At 50.3% G+C, this 24,485-nt stretch carries 23 protein-coding genes and 1 tRNA gene; 13 read left to right on the top strand and 11 right to left on the bottom strand.

Annotated elements, in window-relative coordinates:
- The first annotated feature begins 65 nt into the window (after positions 1 to 65).
- Positions 66 to 287 (top strand): heavy-metal-associated domain-containing protein, encoded by a 222-nt coding sequence (locus tag B157_RS0114580; RefSeq protein ID WP_020604037.1) that lies wholly within the window; start codon positions 66 to 68, stop codon positions 285 to 287.
- 51 nt (positions 288 to 338) lie between these two features.
- Here B157_RS0114580 and thiL read toward each other — a convergent pair whose 3' ends face one another.
- Together thiL and B157_RS0114570 are read right to left on the bottom strand one after the other, a co-directional pair.
- Positions 339 to 1,373 (bottom strand): thiamine-phosphate kinase, encoded by a 1,035-nt coding sequence (gene thiL / locus B157_RS0114575; protein ID WP_020604036.1) that lies wholly within the window; start codon positions 1,371 to 1,373, stop codon positions 339 to 341.
- Between the two features lie 137 nt (positions 1,374 to 1,510).
- Positions 1,511 to 1,957, bottom strand: coding sequence for an immunoglobulin domain-containing protein (locus B157_RS0114570; protein WP_020604035.1), 447 nt, complete (start codon positions 1,955 to 1,957; stop codon positions 1,511 to 1,513).
- A 117-nt stretch (positions 1,958 to 2,074) separates the two neighbouring features.
- On the opposite strand from B157_RS0114570, the gene B157_RS0114565 reads away from it, so the two are divergent.
- The 3 genes from B157_RS0114565 (at position 2,075) to B157_RS0114555 (ending at position 4,442) form a co-directional block, all read left to right on the top strand.
- Complete coding sequence (locus B157_RS0114565; protein WP_020604034.1) at positions 2,075 to 2,314, top strand: cytochrome b5 domain-containing protein; 240 nt, start codon at positions 2,075 to 2,077, stop codon at positions 2,312 to 2,314.
- A 60-nt stretch (positions 2,315 to 2,374) separates the two neighbouring features.
- Positions 2,375 to 3,226: an N-acetylglucosamine kinase gene (locus tag B157_RS0114560; RefSeq protein WP_026308705.1), complete on the top strand. Its 852-nt coding sequence runs from the start codon at positions 2,375 to 2,377 to the stop codon at positions 3,224 to 3,226.
- A 145-nt stretch (positions 3,227 to 3,371) separates the two neighbouring features.
- Positions 3,372 to 4,442 carry a ferredoxin--NADP reductase gene (locus B157_RS0114555; protein ID WP_020604032.1) on the top strand — a complete coding sequence of 357 codons (1,071 nt, stop codon included), beginning with the start codon at positions 3,372 to 3,374 and terminating at the stop codon, positions 4,440 to 4,442.
- A 107-nt stretch (positions 4,443 to 4,549) separates the two neighbouring features.
- Here B157_RS0114555 and B157_RS0114550 read toward each other — a convergent pair whose 3' ends face one another.
- A complete protein-coding gene (locus tag B157_RS0114550; protein ID WP_020604031.1) occupies positions 4,550 to 6,784 on the bottom strand; it encodes a M56 family metallopeptidase in 2,235 nt (744 codons plus the stop codon).
- A 101-nt stretch (positions 6,785 to 6,885) separates the two neighbouring features.
- Positions 6,886 to 7,263 (bottom strand): BlaI/MecI/CopY family transcriptional regulator, encoded by a 378-nt coding sequence (locus tag B157_RS0114545; protein ID WP_020604030.1) that lies wholly within the window; start codon positions 7,261 to 7,263, stop codon positions 6,886 to 6,888.
- A 148-nt stretch (positions 7,264 to 7,411) separates the two neighbouring features.
- On the opposite strand from B157_RS0114545, the gene B157_RS0114540 reads away from it, so the two are divergent.
- The 8 genes from B157_RS0114540 (at position 7,412) to B157_RS0114505 (ending at position 16,381) form a co-directional block, all read left to right on the top strand.
- On the top strand, positions 7,412 to 9,145 hold the full coding sequence (locus B157_RS0114540) for a M3 family oligoendopeptidase (RefSeq protein WP_020604029.1): 1,734 nt from the start codon (positions 7,412 to 7,414) through the stop codon (positions 9,143 to 9,145).
- A 137-nt stretch (positions 9,146 to 9,282) separates the two neighbouring features.
- A complete protein-coding gene (locus B157_RS0114535; RefSeq protein ID WP_020604028.1) occupies positions 9,283 to 9,561 on the top strand; it encodes a hypothetical protein in 279 nt (92 codons plus the stop codon).
- 223 nt (positions 9,562 to 9,784) lie between these two features.
- Positions 9,785 to 10,858: an NAD-dependent epimerase/dehydratase family protein gene (locus tag B157_RS0114530; RefSeq protein ID WP_020604027.1), complete on the top strand. Its 1,074-nt coding sequence runs from the start codon at positions 9,785 to 9,787 to the stop codon at positions 10,856 to 10,858.
- Positions 10,859 to 10,932: 74 nt separating this feature from the next.
- Positions 10,933 to 12,633, top strand: coding sequence for a hypothetical protein (locus B157_RS0114525; RefSeq protein WP_020604026.1), 1,701 nt, complete (start codon positions 10,933 to 10,935; stop codon positions 12,631 to 12,633).
- A gap of 11 nt (positions 12,634 to 12,644) precedes the next feature.
- Positions 12,645 to 13,592: a glycoside hydrolase family protein gene (locus B157_RS0114520; RefSeq protein WP_020604025.1), complete on the top strand. Its 948-nt coding sequence runs from the start codon at positions 12,645 to 12,647 to the stop codon at positions 13,590 to 13,592.
- Positions 13,593 to 13,664: 72 nt separating this feature from the next.
- A complete protein-coding gene (locus B157_RS0114515) occupies positions 13,665 to 14,477 on the top strand; it encodes a hypothetical protein (RefSeq protein WP_020604024.1) in 813 nt (270 codons plus the stop codon).
- Positions 14,478 to 14,612: 135 nt separating this feature from the next.
- Positions 14,613 to 15,569, top strand: a complete 957-nt coding sequence (locus tag B157_RS0114510; RefSeq protein WP_020604023.1) for a glycosyltransferase family 2 protein — start codon at positions 14,613 to 14,615, stop codon at positions 15,567 to 15,569.
- Between the two features lie 41 nt (positions 15,570 to 15,610).
- Positions 15,611 to 16,381, top strand: coding sequence for a glycosyltransferase family 2 protein (locus B157_RS0114505; RefSeq protein WP_026308704.1), 771 nt, complete (start codon positions 15,611 to 15,613; stop codon positions 16,379 to 16,381).
- Between the two features lie 8 nt (positions 16,382 to 16,389).
- Here B157_RS0114505 and B157_RS0114500 read toward each other — a convergent pair whose 3' ends face one another.
- Positions 16,390 to 16,833, bottom strand: a complete 444-nt coding sequence (locus B157_RS0114500; protein WP_041952119.1) for a hypothetical protein — start codon at positions 16,831 to 16,833, stop codon at positions 16,390 to 16,392.
- 54 nt (positions 16,834 to 16,887) lie between these two features.
- Between B157_RS0114500 and B157_RS0114495 the strand changes: the two genes are divergently transcribed.
- The gene (locus B157_RS0114495) at positions 16,888 to 17,847 is read left to right on the top strand and encodes a YheT family hydrolase (RefSeq protein WP_020604020.1); all 960 of its coding nucleotides are present in this window, start codon (positions 16,888 to 16,890) and stop codon (positions 17,845 to 17,847) included.
- A gap of 50 nt (positions 17,848 to 17,897) precedes the next feature.
- Here the strand turns inward: B157_RS0114495 and B157_RS0114490 are convergent, their stop codons facing one another.
- The 6 genes from B157_RS0114490 to B157_RS39355 all read right to left on the bottom strand — a co-directional run.
- Positions 17,898 to 18,773 (bottom strand): MerR family transcriptional regulator, encoded by an 876-nt coding sequence (locus B157_RS0114490; RefSeq protein WP_020604019.1) that lies wholly within the window; start codon positions 18,771 to 18,773, stop codon positions 17,898 to 17,900.
- Positions 18,774 to 18,958: 185 nt separating this feature from the next.
- A tRNA-His gene (locus tag B157_RS0114485) sits at positions 18,959 to 19,034 on the bottom strand.
- Positions 19,035 to 19,139: 105 nt separating this feature from the next.
- Positions 19,140 to 19,754, bottom strand: coding sequence for a superoxide dismutase (locus tag B157_RS0114480; protein ID WP_020604018.1), 615 nt, complete (start codon positions 19,752 to 19,754; stop codon positions 19,140 to 19,142).
- A gap of 57 nt (positions 19,755 to 19,811) precedes the next feature.
- Positions 19,812 to 20,246: a nucleoside deaminase gene (locus B157_RS0114475; RefSeq protein WP_020604017.1), complete on the bottom strand. Its 435-nt coding sequence runs from the start codon at positions 20,244 to 20,246 to the stop codon at positions 19,812 to 19,814.
- Between the two features lie 40 nt (positions 20,247 to 20,286).
- Complete coding sequence (locus B157_RS0114470) at positions 20,287 to 24,207, bottom strand: Ig-like domain-containing protein (protein ID WP_245565088.1); 3,921 nt, start codon at positions 24,205 to 24,207, stop codon at positions 20,287 to 20,289.
- Between the two features lie 14 nt (positions 24,208 to 24,221).
- Positions 24,222 to 24,485: hypothetical protein (locus B157_RS39355; RefSeq protein ID WP_211224996.1), on the bottom strand; the 264-nt coding region annotated here is incomplete at its 5' end.

The raw sequence follows: 24,485 nt of genomic DNA, 5'->3' as shown, positions 1-24,485 counted from the left end.
ATTTCTTGTAGTAAAAAGACGGCCGCGTTGTGGTCGGTCTGAATAAATAAAACGCTAATAAGACAATGGAAACGCTCAATTTCAAGACAACGATCAAGTGTGGTGGCTGCGTAGCTACCGTAACCCCCTTCCTGAACGACATCGAACAACTCGACGGCTGGAATGTAGATACCAACAGCCCCGATAAAATCCTGACTGTGCAAACTACGGATAACCGGATTGGCGATGTAGTAAAGAAAGCTGTTGAGAAGGCAGGTTTCAAAGCCGAACCTATACCCAGACCTTAATGCAGGTAGTAACCAAAACCGGGCCGTTCCATAAGAACGGCCCGGTTTTGGTTAGGTCAACGAAAAGGTACCCCGCCAGCCCTGTGCCTTGATAGGGGTTAACTGTCCGGCTTTTGTTGACAGGCCAAAGTAGTTGGAATCACTGGAGATATACCCAATGGCGGTAATACGCGAGTTGGTAGCCAGTTTTTCAAACGCCTGCGGACGAACGGTAAATAGCAACTCGTAATCTTCTCCTCCGTTCAGAGCCGCTGTTATCGGGCTGATATTGAATTCATCGGCCGCCAGATAGGTCTGGTCGTCGATGGGTAAATTCTCGTCAAAAATTATGGCACCCAAATTCGATTGATGGCACAGGTGAAGCAGTTCGGAAGCTAACCCATCCGACACATCAATCATGGCAGTAGGAACCACGCCGAGGTCGCGGAGTTCGTGAACAATATCGGTGCGGGCATCTGGGCGTAGCTGACGCTGAACCAGATAGGTTCGCTCTTCAGACAGGTTTGGCTGCATCCCGGAGTCGGCCATAAACACCTGCTTTTCACGCTCTAGTAGTTGCAGACCCATGTAAGCCGCTCCTAAGTCGCCGGTAACACAAACAATGTCATTGACCTGTGCTTTGCTCCGATAGGTAATTGCTTTTTTCGGTACCTTTCCCAAAGCAGACACCGAAATAATCAGGCCGGAACGCGAAGAGGTTGTATCGCCCCCCACCAGATCAATGTTATACGCCTTACAGGCCGCTCTGATACCATCGTACAACTCATCAATGGCTTCAACGGTAAACCGACTGCTCAATCCGATACTAACGGTTATCTGTATAGGCAACCCGTTCATGGCTGCAATATCGGATACGGCAAACGTTACGGCTTTGTAGCCGAGATGCTTTAATGGCACGTAGGTAAGGTCGAAGTGAATACCTTCAACGAGCATATCGGTGCATAACAGCCCAAAATCGTCCCCCCAGTCAAACACAGCGGCATCGTCACCGATACCCAGAATCGTTTCTTTGTGGGCTGGTTTTGGCGTTTTCTGGCGTATGCGCTCAATTAAACCAATCTCGCCAAGGGTGTTTAAATCAGTCATAGGGAGAGATAAAAGGTGTGTCCACAGTTAATAGATTATAAAGATAGAGAAAACAAATCATTACCCATAATCTACCAAAAAGCCGCTCCGTAATTACCCGGGGCGGCTTTTTAATGAAAATATAGTTATTGCTATCCTTATGGATTGGTTAACGTATACACATTGGTGGTACCCCCCGTTTTCTGGCTGGCCGATGTTCGGGTGAGTTTCAGATTAGTGTCGTCAATAGAATTGATGGTAAACGTAATCGAACCATTATCGCCGGTGGGGGATGGATTCAGGTTTGTTAATTTGAGGGTGTTATCATCTGGAACAGAATATTGCCCAACGAATACATTGCCGTCATATTCTGTGTACCTAACGGTTGGGGCGGCACTTAAGTCCAGTTTAAAACCAGCGTAATTACGAATGTTATTGGTAGCTCCCTTCGTGTAAACGGTCGTGCTGTTTTCGTCTACCTTGCTGGCGGTCCATACTTTAGCAATGCGTTCTGAAACGGGGGCCACTTTATTGCTCTTGCAGCTCAGGATTACACTAAACAGGGCTAGTGCCGAAAAGAAAGCGATAGATTGAGTCTTTCTCATAATTAATTCAACTACACAAGGATTAGAAGTGGCTAAAGTTACGCTAATTTTGTTTTTTCCTGCAAAAGTAATGCCTAATAATTCACTCGATTTAGCTAATGGATAGTGCCGCTCTTTATGCCTGATTCGTCACCAACGTATACACGCTCGCAGCTGGCACTGCGTAATGGACAGGATCGCGATAGTATCTGGTGTGCATACCAGGGAATTATCTACGATTTGTCGGCTTCACGACTATGGCGCAACGGAAAGCACTATGAACACTGGGCGGGGCAGGACCTGACCGATGAACTGGCCGACGCACCCCATACCGACGGGGTGTTCAAACGCTTTCCGGTGGTGGGGAAACTTGTATAAACCAGCAGTAGTGGTCATGGGTAATCCTTCATGGTCATGAAGCATGTATCAATTGAGTTAATGACCACACAATTAATTGCGGATAGCGGCTCTACGAAAACTGACTGGCGTTTTTTGGATGCCGATGGTAACGTCCACGCTAGTCAAACGGATGGATTAAATCCATATTATCAGTCGGCTGCCCAACTGGTAGAAATACTGAAAGGGCAACTGCATCTGCCGGTAAACGATGCCCGCATAGAACAACTTTTTTTCTACGGAGCGGGTTGCACTGGGCCTTCTGTAAACGGTATCGTGCGTGATGCCCTGAAAACGCTGGTTCCTGATGCAAGGCAGATCGATGTAAACAGCGACATGCTCGGTGCGGCCCGTGGGGCATCGGGCCATCATGCCGGGATTGTCTGTATTCTTGGAACGGGGTCGAATGCCTGTTGTTACGAAAATGGGCAAATTACGCGGGGAATTCAGTCGCTGGGGTTCTGGCTTGGCGACGAGGGGAGTGGCGGATACCTGGGAAAAACCCTCGTTCGGGATTTTTTTCAGGAACGCCTGCCGGCCGACCTGCATCAGGATTTCCAGACTCGCTACGCGCTCGCCCGGCCTGCGTTGCTCGAGAATGCCTACAAAAAGCCATTTCCGAACCGGTACTTTGCTTCATTCACGCCTTTCCTGTCCGATCATCTGACTCATCCGTACGTTGCGAAACTGGTAACCGATGCGTTTATTTTATTTCTTACTACCTACGTCAAACGCTTTCCGGAATCAGTGTCGTGGCCTGTTCATTTTGTTGGGTCGATCGCTCACTATTTTTCCCGGCAATTGCGTACGGCTGTTGAACAAACGGGATTAACAATGGGTAACCTCCTCAAAGCACCCGCCGAAGGATTGGTTGAGTACCACCGGAATGGATAAATTTCCCGTGTTCGCCGTACCTTTGCCGAACAAAATGAACGTCGGGCAGACGGAGAAGAGGAGGGAAGTCAGGCAGTTTTCTTTGTGCATCCTGTCCTTTCCAGCTGCCCATTGCGTTTAGCATATAGCAACCACAAGAATAGTAATGGCAAACCGGTATTTTTTAAAAGTAAAAGACATTGTTCGGGAAACGCCCGAAGCCGTGACAATCAGTTTCTGGCACCCCATCAACGAGGAAGTACGCTATCAGCCCGGTCAGTTTCTAACATTTTTACTTAACATCAACAATCAGAAAATCAGGCGGTCCTATTCAATGGCATCGTCGCCCCATGTCGACGTATCGTTGTCGGTATCCGTAAAGCGGGTGCCGGGTGGCCTGGTCTCCAATTATCTCTGCGACCGTATCCGGCCCGGCGATGTGCTGGAAACCCTGGAGCCAATGGGTACATTCACCCCGAAACTGGACTTGCAAAACCGCCGTACTATCATCCTGATTGGGGCTGGTAGTGGCATTACGCCCCTGTTTTCGATGGCTAAGTCGGCGTTGCACGTTGAACCCAACAGTCGGGTGTGGCTCATTTACGGAAACCGCAATCAGACATCTATCATTTACAAAGCGCATCTGGATGCGATGGAGCAGGCATATGGAAAATCCAGGTTTCAGACAACGCACGTACTAAGCCAGCCATCGGCCGGTTGGACGGGTGCCGAAGGACGCCTGAATCAGCATACGCTCACTACGTTGCTGGAAGAAATGCCCGCTGCCGACCGTGAGAATGCCAGCGTTTATCTATGTGGTCCTGATGGAATGATGGCCGAGGCCCGTTCGGCACTGGCACTGGTTGGCGTTTCGGCCGAACATATTCATAAGGAGAGTTACGCTACGGCACCAGTAATGGCGGGCGATGTAGTAGAAGAACCCTTCACGGCTGCCGATAGTGGCACGCCTGAAGTAACTGTACTATACGAAGGCAGCGAGTATAAGTTTGCCGTTGCTCCGCACCAGACCATTCTGGAAGCAGCTCTGGACCTGGATATCGATTTGCCCTATTCCTGTCAGGCGGGTATGTGTACGGCCTGCATGGGTCGGTGTATATCGGGCAAAGTAAAACTGGACGAGGAAGAAGGGCTGTCGGAATCAGAACTGAAGGCAGGTTATATACTCACCTGCGTAGCCCACCCCGTTGGGGCCGATGTGGTGATTGAGATTGAGTAAAAGATAGCGTCAGGTTTTTGTCATGCTGAGGTACGAAGCATCTTAATATTCACTTATTTACTCGTCAAAGGACATTAAGATGCTTCGTGCCTCAGCATGACAAAAAACTATGGTTTCGGTGCTGGTTTTGGTATCGCAGGCGTGGCAATTTTTGGGCGCGGTGCTCCGGGTACCGCTGGAGATGGTATCGTTAAGCCATTCGGATGGGCGGGCGGGGTAGGCGCAATGGCAGGCCGGGGTACGCGGACCGGGCGAGGGCCCCTGGCGGGCCGGGGTGTTACACGAATGTTCATAGGTGGCATGGGTGGCACGATGAGCGCCATTTTATCGCCGTACCTCCCCATTTGGTCGGATAATTTATCCAGTTGATTTTCGAGATGTTGGGCTTCCTGTTCAAGCTTTTGCATCGGTATTTTAAGTTCCTCCTGTTTAGCGTTCGACTGCTCCATTTGCCGGTTCAATTCCTCCATGCTCCCTTCCAGCTTCTTGATTTCTGGTTCGAGTGCTTCTACCTGCTTTTCAACCTCCGCCTGACTTAATTTCTGCTTCTCGTTATTGTATAATAACTTCTGATGCTTCTCAATCAGCGCGTTCCGTTGCTCCATCAGCTTGTCTTTCCGCCAGTTTAATACTTCGTTTTGCCGTTCAACTTCCTCCACGGGAAAACGAAGTTTTTCTATTTGGAGTTGTATCGCCTGCATCTGCCGAGAGCGTTGAGCCATTAACTGGCTTAGGCTGTCCATCTGACGTTGCTGGTAACGGCGTACTTCATCCGTATTTCCTGATTTGACCACATTGCCTTCAACCCGATAGAAAATGTTGGTATCTACCGACGCCATTGCGTCATTGATAATCTGGTTGTAGTTTATCGTCTTTACTTCCTCCAGAACATTGTCAACATCAACTGGGAATACGCCCGCCGAGTTAACGGCATCGAACGCGGTTTTTATGATAGTGTTGTAGTCAATTCGGGCTGAACCTTGTGCATTTAAGTCTGTGTTTAAGTCAGTATTCAAGCCTGCGTTTACCGCATCCATCCCGCTCTCAAACGCATTGTTTTTCTCGATAATAGTCAGCAGAATATCCCGATCGGGCTGCTTGACGGTGTCGAGATTGAGTTGACCCGCCATCACCCGGTCAAGTTGGCGTTGCAGACGAGCCACCCGGGTTATGGGTAACTTCTGGCCTTTCCAGATGATGTAGCCAATCCGCTTATTATCCACCATGCCGTACTCTGAATTGGAATCAACCGTATGCTTTCGGGTTGAGTGGGCGGGTTTTGGTTGTTTGGGAGCGGGTTGCTGTTGCTGCACGGCGTACACCGATACACTCATAAACAGGATAGTGGCCAGCGTCAGGCCTGCCAGACTACTATTCGACACGAAGGGGCGCGTGGGCACACCCAATACCCGCTGAACGCGGTGTAATAAATGCTGCCGTTTTGCCGCAAATGCCATAGCCAGTACGGGCGTTTGTGCTGATTGAATCAGCCGTAATTCTTCTACATGGGCCAGTGCCTGCGCGAGTATGCGGCCATTTCCCCCGCAAACCTGCACAGCCAGGTCATCGCAGCAATGTTCACGTTCTTCGCGTACCCGCGCCGACAGCCACCAAAGGGCGGGATGGAAAAAATACAATACTTCCACCACCGATTGTAACAGGTTGACAGCGTAATCGTGCCGCTTGATGTGTGCTAGTTCGTGGGCTAAAACCGCTTCAATTTCACGGGTCGATAAATGCGTGGCCAGACCAAAGGGTAGCAATAAAACGGGTTTCAATACACCCACTACCATAGGCATGGCTATTCGGGCCGACTCCCGAACCTGCACTACCGCCCGAATGGACAACGTAAAACGAATTTGATTGGTCAACTTTAGCCAATGCTGCGAGGCAGGGAGCGTAGCTGTTTTGCTGAGTTGTTGCAGATAAATCCATCCCCCCGCCAGCCGTAGCCCGAACATAGCCACCCCAATCAGGTAGATAAGTACAAACTGACTCAGGTGATTTTCCAGAAATTGCTGCGTTTGCTGATGCCAGGGTATTGACTGAGCCACCGTTTGCCACCGAATCTGTGGTGCATACCAGGCTGCATAGGCTGGAGATAGAGGCTGAGTAGCGGAAACGGGCTGGTAGTACCAGAAAAACGTACCGGCCGAAGCCAATACCTGCGCCAGCAGCGTGAACACACCCACGCGATAGCGGAGTATCCCCGACCGGTGCCGGAGAAAGTAGAGTAGTACCGCAGCGGGTAATACCAGGGCAAAACCCTGCCAAATGGCATGTAGTAACGTCCAGCCTAAGGCATCGGTGATTGGGCTTGTTAGAAAATTATAGACGTTCATGGGAAAATAAGTGGCTTTGGTTGGAAATGAAATCGAAAAGAAATGTAGATACAACGGACCGGCGACACGCCGTAAGTATATAATCAGGATGGTCCTGTAGATCACGCCGGATCATCGGGACGATTCAGATGATCCAGCAGTAGTTTAATCTCGTCCAGCTCCTCCCGAGAAGCTTTATGCTGACCCAGCACCTGCATCACCAGTTTGGACGCCGACCCCCGGAAAGCTGTTTCAACAAAGCGGTCGACCAATCCCTGCTGCGTTGCCTCCTCACTGACGGCTGCCGTGTACGTGTGCGACCGGGCATCCTCCTCGCGGGTGAGCAATCCTTTTTCAACCATAATCTGCATCAGCTTCAGGGCTGTTGTGTACCCCAGATCACGGCTTTGGCTCAGGGCGTCGTGTACCTGTCGCACCGTACTTGGGCCGTTAGTCCAGAGTACATGCAGAATTTCCAGTTCAGCGTCGGTTGGCTTCATAATTCATCTACGAATAATTTCGTAGTAAACATATACGAAATTATTCGTAGATGCAAATGTGTGAACAAAAAAGTGTCAAACGGGATTAAGTTACTACCGGCTAATCTCCGTTTTCTCTCTTTAAAACGGGCCGAAACCTGTACTACCGATGACATCAAACGAAACAATAATTGTACCTACCCGCCCGGCTCGCCTGTTCATTGGCGAAGTCATGACTCTACAGAGTTGGGATGATGTAAAACCGTTTTACGACGAATTACTGAACCGCCCCATCAATACCGCCGACGAACTGAAGCAGTGGCTTATGGACCGTAGTGAGCTGGAGTCCTATCTGTCGGAGGATTTTGCCTGGCGGTACATTCGTATGACCTGCGATACGGCCAACCAGGAACTGGTGAACAACCTGAATTTCTTTATTGCGGAGATTCAACCCCCCATGACTGCCTACGGCAACGACCTGGACCTGAAAGCTGTAAATAGTCCGTATATCAGTGAGTTGACTGATGAAGGGTATGAGGTAATGGTGCGGGGTATGAAGAAAGCCATCGAGATCTTCCGCGAAGAAAATATACCGCTGCAAACTGAATTGCAGACCGAAGAGCGCAAGTATGGAGCCATTGCCGGGGCCATGACGGTAAACATTGAGGGCCGGGAGGTGACCCTACCCGAAGCCAGCGACCGGTTGCAATCCACCGATCGGGCAGTACGGGAGGATGCCTGGCGCAAAATATGGGAACGGCGGTATCAGGACCATAAAGCGCTGGATCAGTTGTTCGACCGATTGCGCGATTTACGCCATCAGATAGCGGTTAACGCCGGGTTTGCTAACTTCCGCGACTACTCCTTCGCGGCTCTTGGGCGATTCGATTATACGCCCCAGGATTGTGTCAACTTTCACGAGTCGGTAGCCGAAGCGGTTGTTCCGCTGTTGGACGAACTGGCTAGTGAACGGAAGAGGAAGTTAGGCGTAAATCCGCTACGCCCCTGGGATAGCAAAGTAGATCTGGCAGGGCAACCGCCGTTGAAACCATTTGCTACGGGGGAAGAATTACTTGAAAAAACCATTAAATGCTTCGACCGGCTGGATAAAGAACTGGGCGATGACCTTCGGATTATGCGGGCTATGGGGCACCTCGACCTAGAGTCGCGGAAAGGGAAAGCGCCCGGCGGTTATAATTATCCGCTCGAAGAGATTGGCGTACCGTTTATTTTCATGAATGCCACCTCCAGCCTGCGCGACCTGGTCACGATGGTACATGAAGGAGGCCACGCAGTACATTCCTTCCTGACCCGCGAACTACCCCTGAAAGCATTCCGTAACCCGCCGATGGAAGTGGCCGAACTGGCTTCTATGAGTATGGAACTCCTGTCGATGGACCACTGGGACGTATTCTTCGATAATCCCGACGAACTGCGCCGGGCCAAACTACAGCACCTGGAATCTATTATCGAAACCCTGCCCTGGGTAGCGACCATCGATAAGTTTCAGCACTGGATTTATGAAAACCCGACGCATACAGATGCTGAACGGCGCGAAAACTGGCTTCGGATTTATACGCAGTTTACCGATACCATAACGGATTGGAACGGATTCGCTTTTTATAAGGAATACATCTGGCAGCGGCAGCTGCATCTGTACGAAGTTCCCTTCTACTACATTGAGTACGGTATTGCGCAGCTAGGAGCCATTGGCGTCTGGCGAAACTACCGACGAGACCCGGCATTGGGTTTGGCAGGTTACAAAAACGCGTTGAGCATGGGTTATAAAGCCCCCATCCGTGAGATATACGCAGCCGCCAACGTACCGTTCGACTTCTCCCGCGATCATATACAGGAACTAATGGCTTTTGTAGCGGAGGAAATCCGTCAATTAAACCAGTAGCTATGTGGCCACCGACAGGGTATAGAAGTAGCTTATTATAACAAATACGCAGCGGATGAAGAAAAAACTAATGCCTAAATACGGTTGACTAAAGACTGTTGCTTATTTTTGCCGAATCAATTAGTAATTAAGTAGCTATGAAACGCGTACTCAACATAGGTCTTTTGGTGGTATCAGTATTGTCACTGGCATCCTGCGACTATCAGAAATACAATACCGTTCGCCAAACCGACAACCGGGCTGAAGATTATAGTTCAGATTACCGTGCTGGTGATGAAGAGGTTTATGGATTAGGCAGGGATTCGGTGGCCGTACAATCACGCTATCAATACACGCCTAACCCCGCTCTGGACGCAAGAACTCAGAAAATTCGCGAAAAACTGTTTGGCGCTGGCACGTCCGGGCAGGGTATATAACGTCTATCGATCGAAAATGTAAAAGCGATTAATCAGTGCATACGTACTGGTTAATCGCTTTTATAGTATGAGACCGCTTACTGGAAAAGCCCTTTCGTTACTACGCCTAATAGACCCGTTGGCTATAATAGGTGTAAATTTTTACGTTACTTTGTTCAACAGTACTGATTCAATAAAAGAGTACTATTTGAATAGCTAATCGCTTTTAAGCAAAAATAGAGACATGAAAATTGCATTAGTTACAGGCTCGGCCGGTTTGATTGGGAGTGAAGCTGTTGCCTTTTTTGCCGATAAGTTTGACCTCATTATCGGGATTGACAACAACATGCGGCAGTATTTCTTTGGCGCCGATGGCTCGACCGAGTGGAACAGGAACCGTCTGGCTGAAGCTTACCCAAATTACCAGCACCGGGCCGCCGATATTCGGGAAGTATCACAGCTGGAGGTGATTTTCCAGGAGTTTGGTACCGATATAAAACTGGTTCTGCATACCGCTGCCCAACCTAGTCATGACTGGGCCGCCCGCGAACCGTTCACCGATTTTGGTGTCAATGCCGTTGGGACGCTCAATATGCTCGAAATGACCCGGCTGCATTGTCCCGAAGCGGTATTCATCTTCACCTCGACCAACAAGGTATACGGCGATAACCCCAATTTTCTGCCATTGATTGAAACCGAAACGCGCTGGGAGATTGACCGGAACCATCCTTATTTTGAGAACGGTATCGACGAGCACATGAGCATCGACCATACCAAGCACTCGGTTTTTGGCGCTTCCAAGGTAGCGGCTGATATTATGGTTCAGGAGTACGGCCGCTATTTCGGAATGAATACCGGCGTGTTCCGGGGAGGTTGCCTGACGGGGCCAAACCATTCGGGGGCGCAGTTGCACGGCTTCCTCTCGTATCTCATGAAATGCGCCATCACGGGCAATCAATACACCATTTTCGGGTACAAAGGCAAGCAGGTTCGCGATAATATTCACAGTTGGGACCTGGTCAACATGTTCTGGCATTTCTATCAGAACCCGCGTCCGGGTGAAGTATACAACGCGGGCGGTGGCCGGTATGCCAACTGCTCCATGCTCGAGGCCATTGCGCTGTGCGAGGAAATATCGGGCAACAAAATGAACTACCAGTATTCGGAAACGAACCGCAGTGGCGATCATATCTGGTACATTTCTGACCTGACGAAATTCAAACAGCACTACCCCGACTGGAACTGGACCTACGACCTTCGGGAAACGATGGCCCAGATTCATGATAGTATGGCGGCCCGATTGGCGGTAACCAAGTAAGTAGTTATTACTGGATTCTGAGGTGGCGAATTCATCAGGAGAATCAGTCACCTCAGAACCATTGTACGCTCCGAATGCCCCACTTCGATACATACCCAATTGCCTATTGGTTACCCGTTTATGCGCTCTGCTGGGCATTGCTCTGGCTGGCCGCCCGGTCATTAATTCAGCGACCGCTTATCGACTGGAAACTGGTTGGGTTACTGTCGCTGGCCTTGTTTTTTCTATTACGGCTTTCAACCATCGTCTTCAATGCGGAAATAAATCCGGACGAGAGCCAGATGATAACGCAGGCGTTTACTCTGTACCACGACCCCGTATACTTCCGGTCGGTTGATGGCACAACGGGGGGGCCGCTGGATAGTTATTTCCTCATTATACCGGGGCTTTTCGGTTTGCCCTTCGATTACGTTACTGCTCACCTCACGGCTTTTTGTCTGGTTGCTAGCTACCTGTGGCTGCTTTTTGTGGTAGTAGGCCGGTGGTTTGGTTCGTCCGTTGCCCCGCTGGTACTATTGCCGTTTGTGTTCATGCTGGGCCTGACCCAGAATGGTGATTTCCTGCACTACAACAGCGAACTGGTTGCGCTTCTGTTGCTCGGTGTGTGCTATTATCTGTACGCTACGCTGCTGCCGCAAAAAACACCCTCTCTGGTTCGCATTGGTCTCATTGGTCTATTACTGGGGATGGTTCCTTTTGGTAAACTACAGGCCATTCCATTAGCCGCTGTGGTAGGGCTGTTTGTATTGCTGGATGTACTGACCCGGGCCCAACTAAGCACGATGGCTAAAGTGAGCCGGGTAATCATACTGGGTGCGGGCAGCCTGGTCTTTCCTGTACTTGTCGTTCTGCTAACAACGGCAAACGGTGTATACGATGATTTCGTCACCTACTACCTGAAAGGGAATTTTCAATACGGTGGCGATACCAATCAACTGGAGAGTTTGCTGCAACTGCCAACATTTTTGCAACGGGGCAGCGAGTTCGACTGGCTGGTCAAACTCATTTTTGGTATCTGGCTGGTAGGTTTCATTACATCGATGCGTCGTGGTATCCGGAATGACCAGGGCGCTTGGCGAATCAGCGGGTTCATCGGCGCTTTATTCATCGCTACCGTGTTTGCCATTACCCGAACTGGTTCTGGCTACGTACACTACCTGTTTTTTATTATCGGTCCCCTGTTTTTTAGTCTGGCCTACGGGTGGCAGCACCTTAGCCTGAACGGGTCTGTCAGTAGATGGATTGGGGTAGGGGCAACTGCTGTTTTCCTTGGTTTATTTGGGGTGCAGGCTATTCAAAACCATCGACAGCAGATTCCTCTCAACAGATACCCATCCGATGGGCAGAATGGTTGGACTGTTCAGCAGTCACCGGTTTCCAGGGTAGTGCGGCAGTATGCCAGACCTGGCGAAAAGCTGGCCGTTTGGGGGTGGCGCTGCGATTATTACGTGCAGGCGAATATGCAGCAGGGTGTTGCCGAAAATCATACGATTCGGAGTGCGTTTGCTCACCCGATGCAGGCCGTTTACAAGCAGCGCTACCTCGATGACTTCCTGCGCTCTTTTCCGCCGGTGTTTGTGGATGCGGTTGGGAGCCAGAATCTTTGGATGAATGACCGAAAAACGCAGGGCCATGAACTGATTAAACCACTCGGACAATTTGTGGCAGTGCATTATAAATACATGGGGCTGGTGAATGATACCCGTATTTACGTTCGGAAGGACAGAATCAATGGCGTTCCAAACGTGGGAAAACCGCTCGCTCACGCTCAATAAATTAGTTTCTTATGTGGAACAAACAAGGTTTAATCTACAAACCCGATGGCACTCAGCCATTCAGCCGTACGCACGCACAGGTTCCGTTTGGCTACCCAATGCCTGATACGCTACGGGTGTATTTCTCCACCCGCGATGAAAATAGTGCATCGGCGGTCTCCTTTGTTGAATTGAATCCCGATAAGCTATCGGAGGTAACGTACGTACATGACAAAGCCTGCCTGACCAAGGGCGAGGTAGGTATGTTTGACGAAACCGGAACGATGCCTTCCTGGTTCTTACCCGTCGACGACGAAATCTGGTTGTACTACACCGGCTGGAACAAAAGCGAAACGGCCAGCTACCGGTTAGCCATCGGACTGGCTATCAGCAAGGATGGCGGATTGACGTTTGAGCGGAAATATACCGGCCCCCTCATGGACCGGTACATCTTCGATCAGGTATGGGTGGCGCAGCCCTGCATCATGCGCGAAGAACAGGCCGATGGGTCGATGCTCTGGCGGATGTGGTACCTGTCCTGCACGAAGATTGAAGTCATTGACGGACACCCGGAACCGTTCTATGATGTGAAGTACGCCGAATCCCACGACGGGCTGGACTGGAAACGAACGGGACAGGTCTGTGTCAGTTACGATGAATTTACCGATGCCATCGGGCGACCAACGGTGTATAAAGAAGGGAATTTGTACAAAATGTATTTTTCCTACCGGAATGCGACCAACTACCGTACCGATGTGCAGCGTAGTTATCGGATTGGCTATGCCGAATCGGAGGATGGCATCAACTGGACCCGGCGCGATGAACTGGCCGGTATCGAACGATCGGAAGAGGGGTGGGATTCAATGATGATGGATTATTGTCATATTTTTCCGCACCAGAATCAACGGATTATGTTCTACAACGGTAATGGTTTTGGTGCGTCAGGATTCGGTTACGCTACGCAACCTAAAACTGATTAAGATCAGTCCGGTGGAATTTGGATTTTATGAAGATAGCCACCTATTTTGTAGTAAATCAGTAAGACGACGATCATGAAAGAAGTAGCAAAATATCTGATAAAAGTTGATGCCGAATTTAAGGATGGCCGGATTGTACCGGAAATTCCGTACGATGAGGTGATGAAACTGGTGAACGAGCCGAACATAGTCATCATTAAAACCGGCATTCCCGAAGAAACCTTACGCAGCGTGATTGCTGCTACCCACGCCTGGGCGTTAAAAACACCCCTGGCCGAAGCCCTCGATCCGTTCGACAATAACCAGCATAAACAACGGCTGCACATTGCCAAAATTCAGCAGGCTCCGCAGTTGTTTCACGACCATACGTTTGATGCTATCCTTGACCTGGAGGAGCCAACCCAGCAGACGCTGATGCAGGTATTCCAGCCGATGCGTACCTTCTGGAACAGCCTGACCGGTAATAATGAAGAATACGGGATCCGCAAAGGCCAATCTTATTTTCACCCGCAGGTAACGCATTACCCACTGGGTGGCAGCTTTTTCGGACGGCACTGGCACCCGCTCAACCCGCAGAAAGTAGGGACTATTCTGGCCCTGAATCAGTACGGGAAGGATTACTCATCGGGTGGTACAGGTTACGTTATCAACGATCATATTGTAGAAACGGAAGGCTACCAGGACATGGGCGACCTGATTCTGTTCCGGTACGATTTACCCCACTGGGTTAGCCCATCGAGCTTTGCCGACCGGTTTAGCTGGGATGATCCCGCCGGGCGCTGGGTGGCTATTCTTCCCTTTTACGACCCCTGGGCCAAACCCGCCGAAAAAGACGAACCTCAGGGCTGGAAGGCACAAATCCAGTCGGCCAAAGAGGTGACGGTTTAACAGTTTATAGTTTGACGTTTATAGTTGCGCGGTGCGGTTTGAACTGGCTTTAGGTCGACCCAGACTGCACCGCGAACTACAAACTACGAACCGCACCGGCGGCCCGGATCAAACTACAAACATCAAATTTATCCCATGCCTAAAGTCAGCGTACTGATTATTACCTATAATCAGAAGAAATTCATTCGGCAGGCTATCGATAGTGTTCTGGCGCAAAAGACTACGTTCCCTATCGAAATTTTAGTTGGGGATGATTTCTCAACGGATGGCACGCGGGAGATTATTCAGGAATACGAACGCCAGTACCCCGGTCTTGTCATTGGCGTATTGCACCCGCACAACATGGGCAAAAATGGGGGAATCAATTTTCTGGAAACCCTCAAGCTGGCCAAAGGGGAATATTACGCGCTGATAGATGGGGACGATTACCTTACTGATCCGTTCAAACTCCAGAAACAGGCCGACCTGCTGGACGCGCATCCGGATTACTCCATGACCTTCCACAATGCGCTGATTACCTATGAGGATGGTAGTCCGTCGCACGTTCTCAATGGACCGGACATGAAGCCGTTTTATACGGTCGATGATCTGATTGGCGATGATGAAATCTGGTTTATGGCTACGTCCAGTACCTTGTACCGGAACAACATTCGCGAATATCCGGCCTGGTTCCGGGAATCGTCGAGTGGTGATATTCCGCGATTGATTCTGAAGGCCAAACTGGGTAAGATTGGCTACATTCCCGACGTGATGTCGGTATACCGGAAGAACAGTGCGGGAGCCAGTTTTCACGATAACTATCAGAACGAGGTTTTTCTGCGCAATCGTATTCAGATGTATAGTGACATCAATCAGGAACTTAACTATCGGTACGACACCGTTCTGCGCCGGAATATGGCCCGTTATTACCGGATGATGCTCGATGCCAAACAGTTTGAAGGGAGTTATTTCCGGAGGGCGCAGATTGCCATGAAGTACCTCTACATGGCAAAACCCGGTTGGCGTGCTGCCAAAGATGTCATTAGAAAGTATATTGTGCCGGAGCCGGTAGCTAAACTATACAGTACCCTGCGCCTGTTGCCCTATCGGTAGTCATTCACCCTAATAGCGGGACGGCCCGCATATGATCCTCTATGAAATTAAGCGTTGTTATACCCGCCTACAACGAGGAAGAGTCGTTGCCTCCCACGCTGCGTATTCTCTATCAAACATTGTCTAGACACGGAATCGACCACGAAATCTGTGTGACAAATGATAACTCAAAGGATGGTACATTGCGTGTTCTGGAACACCTGGCTGCTACAGAAATCCCAACGCTGGTCTATTACACTAATCCGGGGCCTAATGGGTTTGGGTATGCAGTGCGGTATGGTTTAGAGCGTTTCTCCGGCGATTGTGTGGCGGTATTCATGGCCGACCTTTCCGACGACCCGGAAGATTTGGTGAAGTTCTATCGTAAAATGCAGGAAAGCGGTACCGATGCCGTATTCGGCTCCCGCTGGGATAACGGGGGGAAAGTGATTGACTATCCTGAATTGAAGAAGATTATCAATCGCATCGCCAACTTCATTGTTCGGATGACGATGGGTATCAAATACAACGATACCACGAACGCGTTCAAACTGTACCGGCGTGAAACCATTGAGGGGATCAAACCATTCCTGTCTCCCCACTTCAACCTAACCGTCGAACTACCCCTGAAAGCGATTGTTCGGGGCTATACGTACGAAGTAGTGCCCAATAGCTGGACGAACCGGAAGTATGGGGAATCGAAACTGAAAATCAAGGAGATGGGCAGCCGTTACTTCTTTATCCTGATGTACTGCCTGATTGAAAAACACTTCTCTCAGGGCGATTTTCGGAAAAAATCGGCTACCGTTCCCCCTCAAACGGTAAGCCGCTGAGCGTCGACCTACCCGATGATACCCTTCAATCCGGGAATCTGGTAAATGAGCAGCGTTTGAACGATAGCCCAGAGAATCCCGCTGATGAGCATGTACAGAATCAGTCGGCCGGGTTTTACGCCAAACGAGACGGCCAGAACGGTACCGCCAATGGGTGTCAGTATCAAGGGGGTCAGTAAGGCAATGCCTATCATGCCCGACCGTCGCCAGACGCGAATGGCTATGCGAGTTCGTCTCGTAAATAGTCGGGCGGGTTTGGAGCTGTAGTGTTGCCATAAAGCCTGCAGAGCGGCTCCGGCATAGGTTATGGCTACCACGCTGATCATCATGCCGATGGTAGTGCAGAGAGCCGTTTCCAGCCATGACAAGCCCAGTGCAGCGCCCGACAGTGGCCCGCCCAGAAACTTAATAGTACTGGCAATAATAACGGACGCGTACTTGGCAACGGGCATGATGATGAAATTATGCAGGAACAACGTTGTAAAAGTATCCGTTGTTTGATTAAGATGCCGCTAATTCTTCCAACTTATCCTGGCCCACCCGCTTACCAGTACAACGGCCACCTGCAAACCATTCTCCCCAGCCTTACGCGGTTGGTACGCAACGTTACTTATGAGCGCGAACGCCTGACGTTAAACGACGGTGATTTCGTTGATCTGGACTGGATCGACAGGGCACAGAAGAGATTAGTTATCTTGACGCACGGACTGGAAGGCGATAGCAACCGACAATACATTCGGGGAACGGCCAAACTTTTTTCCGACCATAATTATGATGTACTGGCCTGGAATTGCCGGTCGTGCAGCGGAGAAATGAATCAGGCATTCCGTCTGTACAATCACGGTGAAATCGGCGATTTTGGTGAAGTGATTACCCATGCCCTGAAGACCAGAAACTACCAGAAAGTAGTGCTGGTTGGCTACAGTATGGGCGGTAATATCACCCTGAAATACCTTGGCGTTAATGGCCATCAGGTTCCCGATGTAATTAAACGGGGCGTTGCTATTTCGGCTCCTACCGATTTAGGAGCAAGTGCTGTCCTGCTCGATCAGCCATCAAATCGGTTCTATCGGAATCGGTTCAGGAAGAAATTACTGGTCAAGATAAACCAGAAAGCTACCCGCTTTCCCGGACGGCTGGATATGAGTAAACTACAGCAGGTGAAGCAATGGCGCGATTTCGATGAGTTTTTCTCGGCACCCGTTAACAATTACCGGGATGCCGATGATTTCTACAACCAGGCATCGGCCGTCAATTTTATGGCTGGTATCACTATTCCGACGCTATTGCTCAACGCTCAGAATGACCCGCTGTTATCACCCGAATGCTCGCCAGACTGGTTGGCCAAAACCCACGAACATATTTTTCTGGAAACACCCAGAACGGGCGGGCACGTTGGTTTTCAGGTGTCAGGAGATAGGCATACGTATGCAGAACGACGGGCACTGGCCTTCGCCGAACAATAGCTGCGAAAAATGCTATCAAATGCACGTATGATGGCTACGCTGCCAATCCCTTATGACAGAGTACGGATAAGGTCGTTTATCTGATTGATTATTTTGGTATTATCCGGCGTATCGATATCCTGCCCTACTACCTGATAACCGGTCAGCAGTATTTGCGTGTCCGGGAAAGTAGCAGCCAGACGATTTACGTAGGGCTGCACATTGTGGTTTGATAGTGATGAGGTAAGGACGGTAAAGATATAGTCAGGTTTGTGCCGTTCGTAAACAAGTTTCAACTCATTGAACGGAAGGTTCTGCCCCAGATAAATAACCTTGTTTGACCGGGCTGATATAATATAATTGGCAAATAACAGACTGATTTCATGGTATTCTCCTTCCGGGAGAAACAACAGATATTTATCGCCATTTGCCCGCTGATTGCGTCTATTTTCCTCAATCGCTACGATGAGTTTCTGTCGGATCAGGTTGGTAATAAAATGCTCCTGAGCGGGGCCTACTGTATCGGTTACCCATAAGACACCAATACGATTCAAAAACGGATAGATGATATGAATCATCGTGTTCTCGAAGCCGAATCGCTGAATATTACTGGTGATAATTTGCTCGAACCTATCTTCATTGAAATCAAGCATGGCCAGCGTAAGCGCCTGAATCTGATCAGGGTAGCTTAGCTGTTTATCGGTAACCGTAATGACCTTGCTGTACAGATCATCCAGAGATAATTTCGATATATCTGAGATTTTATAGCCGTTGTCTTTCAACATCGCTATGTTCAGTACCAGCTTCAAGTCCTGATCATCGTAAGCTCTAATATTGGTATCTGACCGCTGTGGGGCTATAATGGCGTAGCGTTGCTCCCAAATACGTAGCGTGTGAGCTTTAATCCCCGAAAGTTGTTCCAGATCTTTGATTGAATACGTACTCATAGTAAAGCCAATTAGTAATCTGTTAACGCTGGCTCCAGCTATTTTGTTCAGTCTTTGTGTTCAAACGTTAAACAAAATTTAAGAATAGATAACGGTCATGCGTTTTTCGCTGGAAACTATATACTGGCATGAACTAATGAATGGGGAAAACAAAAAAAGCCCTGACAACGTCAGGGCTTTTACCAGGGTGAAAGACGGGGCTCGAACCCGCGACCTCCGGAACCACAATCCGGCGCTCTAACCGACTGAGCTACAATCACCGTTTTTGGGAGTGCAAAAGTAATAAATAATGGATAATGTACAATGAATAATTTACTATTAACCCGCAAAATTATTCATTGTACATTATCCATTATCCATGTAGAATTACGCCTGTTTGGCTGTTTGATAGCGCTTTTCAGCAGCAGCCCAGTCGATTACGTTAAAGTAAGCCGCAATGTAGTCTGGACGCTTATTCTGATATTTCAGATAATAAGCATGTTCCCAAACATCAAGTCCAATAACAGGGAAGCCCTTCATCTCGGCAATATCCATTAAGGGGTTATCCTGATTGGGTGTCGATGTAACGGCCAGTTCACCTTCGGGGGTTACGATAAGCCAGGCCCAGCCCGATCCAAAGCGAGTGGTTGCTGCTTTGGTAAATTCTTCTTTAAAGGTAGCGAAGGAGCCAAATTTTGTATTGATGGCATCGGCCAGCGTACCCGTTGGTTCGCCACCACCGTTGCCCGAAATAGTGTTCCAGAACATCGTATGGTTGTAATGACCACCGCCATTGTTACGAACCGCAACGGGTGCTTTACTGATATTTGCCAGAATATCGTCGATTGATTTGCTTTCCATGTCTGTACCGGCAATGGCATTATTGAGGTTCGTCACGTAAGCGTTATGGTGCTTGTCGTGGTGAATTTCCATCGTTTGCTTGTCAATATTAGGTTCAAGCGAGTCACTGGGATAGGGAAGGGGATCTAATACAAAAGCCATTATATTGCTTGGTTAGAATGAATGATTATTCGGTTAAATTAACACGTCGACAGTGGTTTATGTTCTTAACCGGTCGAAAAACTTTGAAAGCAACGCTTTGCTTTCCTCAGCCAGTATGCCCGTTTCAAGTCGGGTTTTAGGGTGTAGTAAGGAAGGCTGTATGCGGCTGTAGCCCCGCTTCGGATCGGATGCGCCAATGACCAGTCGACCCAGCTGCGCCCAGAATAAAGCGCCTGCGCACATCACACAGGGTTCCAGGGTTACATAAAGCGTGCAATCAGTCAGGTATTTACTGCCTAAGTAATGTGCGGCTGCCGTAATGGCCATCAATTCGGCATGTGCCGTAACATCGCTGAGCTGCTCGGTTTGATTACGGGCTTTCGCGATGATTCTGTTTTTGCAAACGACCAGTGCACCAACGGGGATTTCCCCATTGTCAGCGGCTTCTTCGGCCAGTATGAGCGCCATTTCCATGAAGTACTCGTCAGGCATAGGTATTGATTCGGCAATCAGCCACGACCCGGCTGATTGCTTACTGTTTTATCACTTTACGAATGGTTTGCCGGTCACCAATCTGAATGCGCAACAGGTACAATCCATTGGGTTGCGTTGTCAGGTCCAGTTCATTGACCCGGTCCCGGGTAGTCCGCTGCAGAATGGGACGCCCACTCGCATCGGTTAGTAGCAGGGTCGCTGGTTGCCTGGTCAAAGGTAAGTCTAATTCAACCATAAGCGTTGTGGCGGTAGGAACCGGGTAAGTTCTTACCAGAGGATCGAGCGGATTGTCGATCACGCCCAGCAGGGGTATTACTATAATGGTAGCCACACCGGAAACGGGGCCGCTGCCACAGGCATTGCTCACACTCGTTAGCCGGTAGGTCGTGGTTTGCGTAGGGCGGGCTTCCAGAACATAAGGGTTACTGCCCACTGTAGCCGAATAACTGCGGAGGCTGTCCGAATATACGATGGCCCACGGCCCATCGCCCCCCAGCGTCATGGTCAGGTTGACCGGCATGGCTTCATAAATGGTTTGTGAACCCGTTAGTACGGCGCTGGCCAGGGCACGTATGGCTAGTAGGGTTGGACTATTGCTGCCGACGATACCGATTTCCGGGTTGTTGGCTTTGACTCGAACAAAATAGTTTCCTCCGGGCAGCGTAGTGGGCAGAGTAGCGGTCACCGGCGAACTCATAGCCGTGGCGGGTAAATCATATTTCTTTGTAGTGTCGACCAGACTAACCAACTCAACGTTGAACGTATTGCCGGTGTTGAATGTGCCGGTGGTGGTGAAAGGCACGGAGAGTGACCGGCCAACGCAAAGCGTAGAAGTTGTTAGTATACTGGTTTCTATGGTGGGTACACGAACACTTACCTGAGCCGTGGCCGGACTGCCGGGTAACCCTACTCCACAACCATTCGTAACCGTTTCGACCTGGTAGATGGTGTTTCCCCGGGGCAGCACCGAAATAGTTGTGTCGGCTGTGATAGAACTACCGCTGTATCCCCCGGTGATGGTGTACGTGAACGGCCCGGAACTGGTAAATGTTAGCCGGAGGGGGACTTTTTGGCCCAGATTCGTACTGGCAATAGGAGCAAACAGGGCCAGGGTAGGTGGTGATGTAACAACCGCTTTGATGGTTGCACGTGGACTGTAGCACCCATTGGTCCCAATCTGATACACGTAAAAAGGGTCGCCACCAGGCACTACATTGGTATTCAGGGTCGAGGGCGTAGGCGCATCGGTGGTAATCCGCCCGTACGGGTCAATCCACTTCAACTGACTACCCGTTTCGCCATTGGCTTGCAGTGGAACTGCTTTGGCGTTTACGCAGTACGTTACAACAGCCTTTGGCGTAATGGGGGCAGGTAAGGTGTTGACGTTAACCTGGATAGTCGCTTTAGCTCCTTCACAGTTGTTAACGGTCTGACTAACCTGATACGACTGGGTGCCAGCCCGGTCGAGCGAAGGAATCGGGGCGTTAGGGTAGGCGTTGCCATCGGGATTGTACCATCTTAGATTCTGTCCGCTAGCCGTTAAGGGAATAACATTTTGTGGGGGCTGGTCCTGCTGCGTCTGGCAATACGTCAAGTTCGATACCCCTGGCTGGCCGGGCAGGGGGTTGATAATGACTGTCAGACTGGCTTTGGGACTTTCGCACCCCTCGCCGGAGGTTTGGGTCACTTTATAAACCTGGTTCCCTACCGTACCCGTGCCGGGTACAGGAGTGACCCCCAGGAGATTGTCTGCCCCGTCGTACCATTTCAGCCCTGTGCCATTCGCCGTCAGTGCCTGAGCCGTACTGTTATTACAGAAACTAACCGGGCTTACACCGGGCGCACCGGGCGTTGTTTTGACCCGTGCCCGTATGGTGGCCCGCCCCGCAGTACTTCCCAACCCCGACTCGCACCCATCCAGTGTTTGACTAACATAGTAGGTATACGTTTTATCGACATTGGTAGGAATCGCCGGGGGAGCCGCAGAAGCCGTACCACCCGATGCATTCTCGCCATACCAGTTGAGGGTCGCATTCGGAACCGGCGTGGCCGTCAGCGGGACAGCCGGGTAATTCTGGCAGAAACTCACGTCCTGAACAGCGGGTAAGCTGGGGGTTACTTTAATAGTAACCGGAATGGCACGAACGTAACTCTCACACCCATTAACGGTTTGAGTAACGTAGTAATTTATGCTACCTATAAAGCTGGAACTGGTAGATGGTACCGTTATTTCCGTAGCCGGATTCCGGTTCGTGGAATCCGTACCGTACCATTTCAAAGCGATTCCGTTGGCTACCAGCGGAGATGCGGTTTCGGTTTGGCAGTAAGTACGAGGGGGAATGACTGATGGCGGAACAGGGACGGCGTTGACAGCAACGGTAATAGAGGCTCTAGGGCCTTCGCAACCGCTTAGCGTTTGACTGACGTAGTACAGGGTTGAGCCTACGGTGGTAGTGGCCGGGGGGCCGGGATTAGGGGTTGCTGTGCCTCCCGTTGCTGAAGTTCCGTACCAGTTAAGTGTGGCACCAGCGGAGGGTGTCGCCACCAGGGCATAACCGGTTCGGTTCTGACAGGCAGTAATGGGGGTTGTGATGCCTGGAGCAAAAGGAGTTGCTTTCGTGGTAACGCCAATTGCAGCTCTGGGGCCTTCACAACCACTTACGGTCTGACTGACGTAATAATTGACCATCCCTGCCGAACTAGTGGTGGGTATGGTGGCTGTTGTTGAAGCGATTCCGCCTGTTGCTGCCGTTCCGTACCAGTTGAGTTTACCACCATCAGACGGTGTCGCTACAAGGGCAACAGCAGCCTGATTCTGGCAATAGGTAAGCGTCGTCGTTGTCGGTACGGATGGGGCAGGGTTTATAACCACGGCAATACCGGTTCGGGCGCTTTCGCAGGTGCCCACGGTTTGGCTTACGTAATAATTTATTGTACCGGCAGATGTTGTGTTGGGTACTGTTGCTACTGAAGAGCCAGTACCACCGACGGCAGCTGTACCATACCATTTCAGGTTCTGCCCGGTTGCCGTTAGCGATGTCGCCACTGCTCCGGCGCAATAGGGGGGCGGGGCAGTAGCTGTTGGGGCGGCTGGTGCGCTGTTTACCGTTACAGTCAGGCTGGCCCGGAGGCTTTCGCAGGAACCTATGGTCTGGCTTACGTAATAAACAGTAGTACCGGCGGTTTTTGTAGAAGGAGTAGGGGCAATGGAAGAGCCTGTACCAGCCGATGCCGACGTGTACCAGGTAAGTGTAGCACCGGGTAAAGGCGTCGCCGTTAATGAGGTAGCAGACTGACCGATACAATAGCTGACGGATGATACACCGGGGGTATTGGGACCTACTGATACGTTGACCGTAATAACACTACGGGCACTCTCACAGCCACCAACAACCTGGCTAACCGAGTAGGACGTTGGACCTGCCGATTTGGTGTCGGGGGTTGGGGCTGTGGCACTCGTTGATGTGCCGTCTACTGCGTACCATTTCAGCGTACCTCCTGTCGAGGGAGTGGCTGCCAGCGGAGATGCGACCTGGTTCGTACAGTACGTTATGGGCGTTGTTATACCCGGCGAAACCGGAACATTAACGGTGAGGGAGGACAGACTGGTCGAGCCTGTCTGAGATGGCGTGCTGGCTATTACCCGCACCCGATAGCCAGTACCCGCGCCAGTCGATGAAGGGATTGTGGCATTGATAGTACCGGATGTTACGCTGGATAGTGTGCCAATTACCACCGGTTTTATCGGGAAAACGCCGGTTGCATCGGAGAGTTGTGCCGAGAAGGTATTTCCAGCCGCAAAGGACGCAGAAACAGTATACGCAATAGAAACGGCTCCACCGGCACAAACGCTGACCGGGCTAATCGTCCCGGTCGAAATAGTCTGAGCCGTACTGCGGGTAGACAACCCGGCAATACTCAGGCAGATGAATAGATAAGCGTAAAGTGTACGTCTCATATAAAAAATGCTCATTATAACGTATTGCAATGATGGTTTAGATTACCCACTGAGGCACAGAGTAATAGGTTCTCCAGCCAATTTTTCGAGAATACCTGCCCACTCGCCCGTGAGGCCGGACAATATAAACTCGGCTCTTTTTTGCGCACAGACGGACTACTCGGCGTAAAATTGTACAGCAACGCAAAGCCCCGCACATGGGCCGTGGTTGTGCTTAGACTCGCATGAAAATGACCGCAAGCGTACACATGCCGTGTTAACAGACGCATCACCCGATC

It is taken from the genome of Spirosoma spitsbergense DSM 19989, assembly GCF_000374085.1.
GTDB classification, from domain to species: Bacteria; Bacteroidota; Bacteroidia; order Cytophagales; family Spirosomataceae; genus Spirosoma; species Spirosoma spitsbergense.
This window is presented reverse-complemented; position numbering and strand designations above follow the sequence as displayed.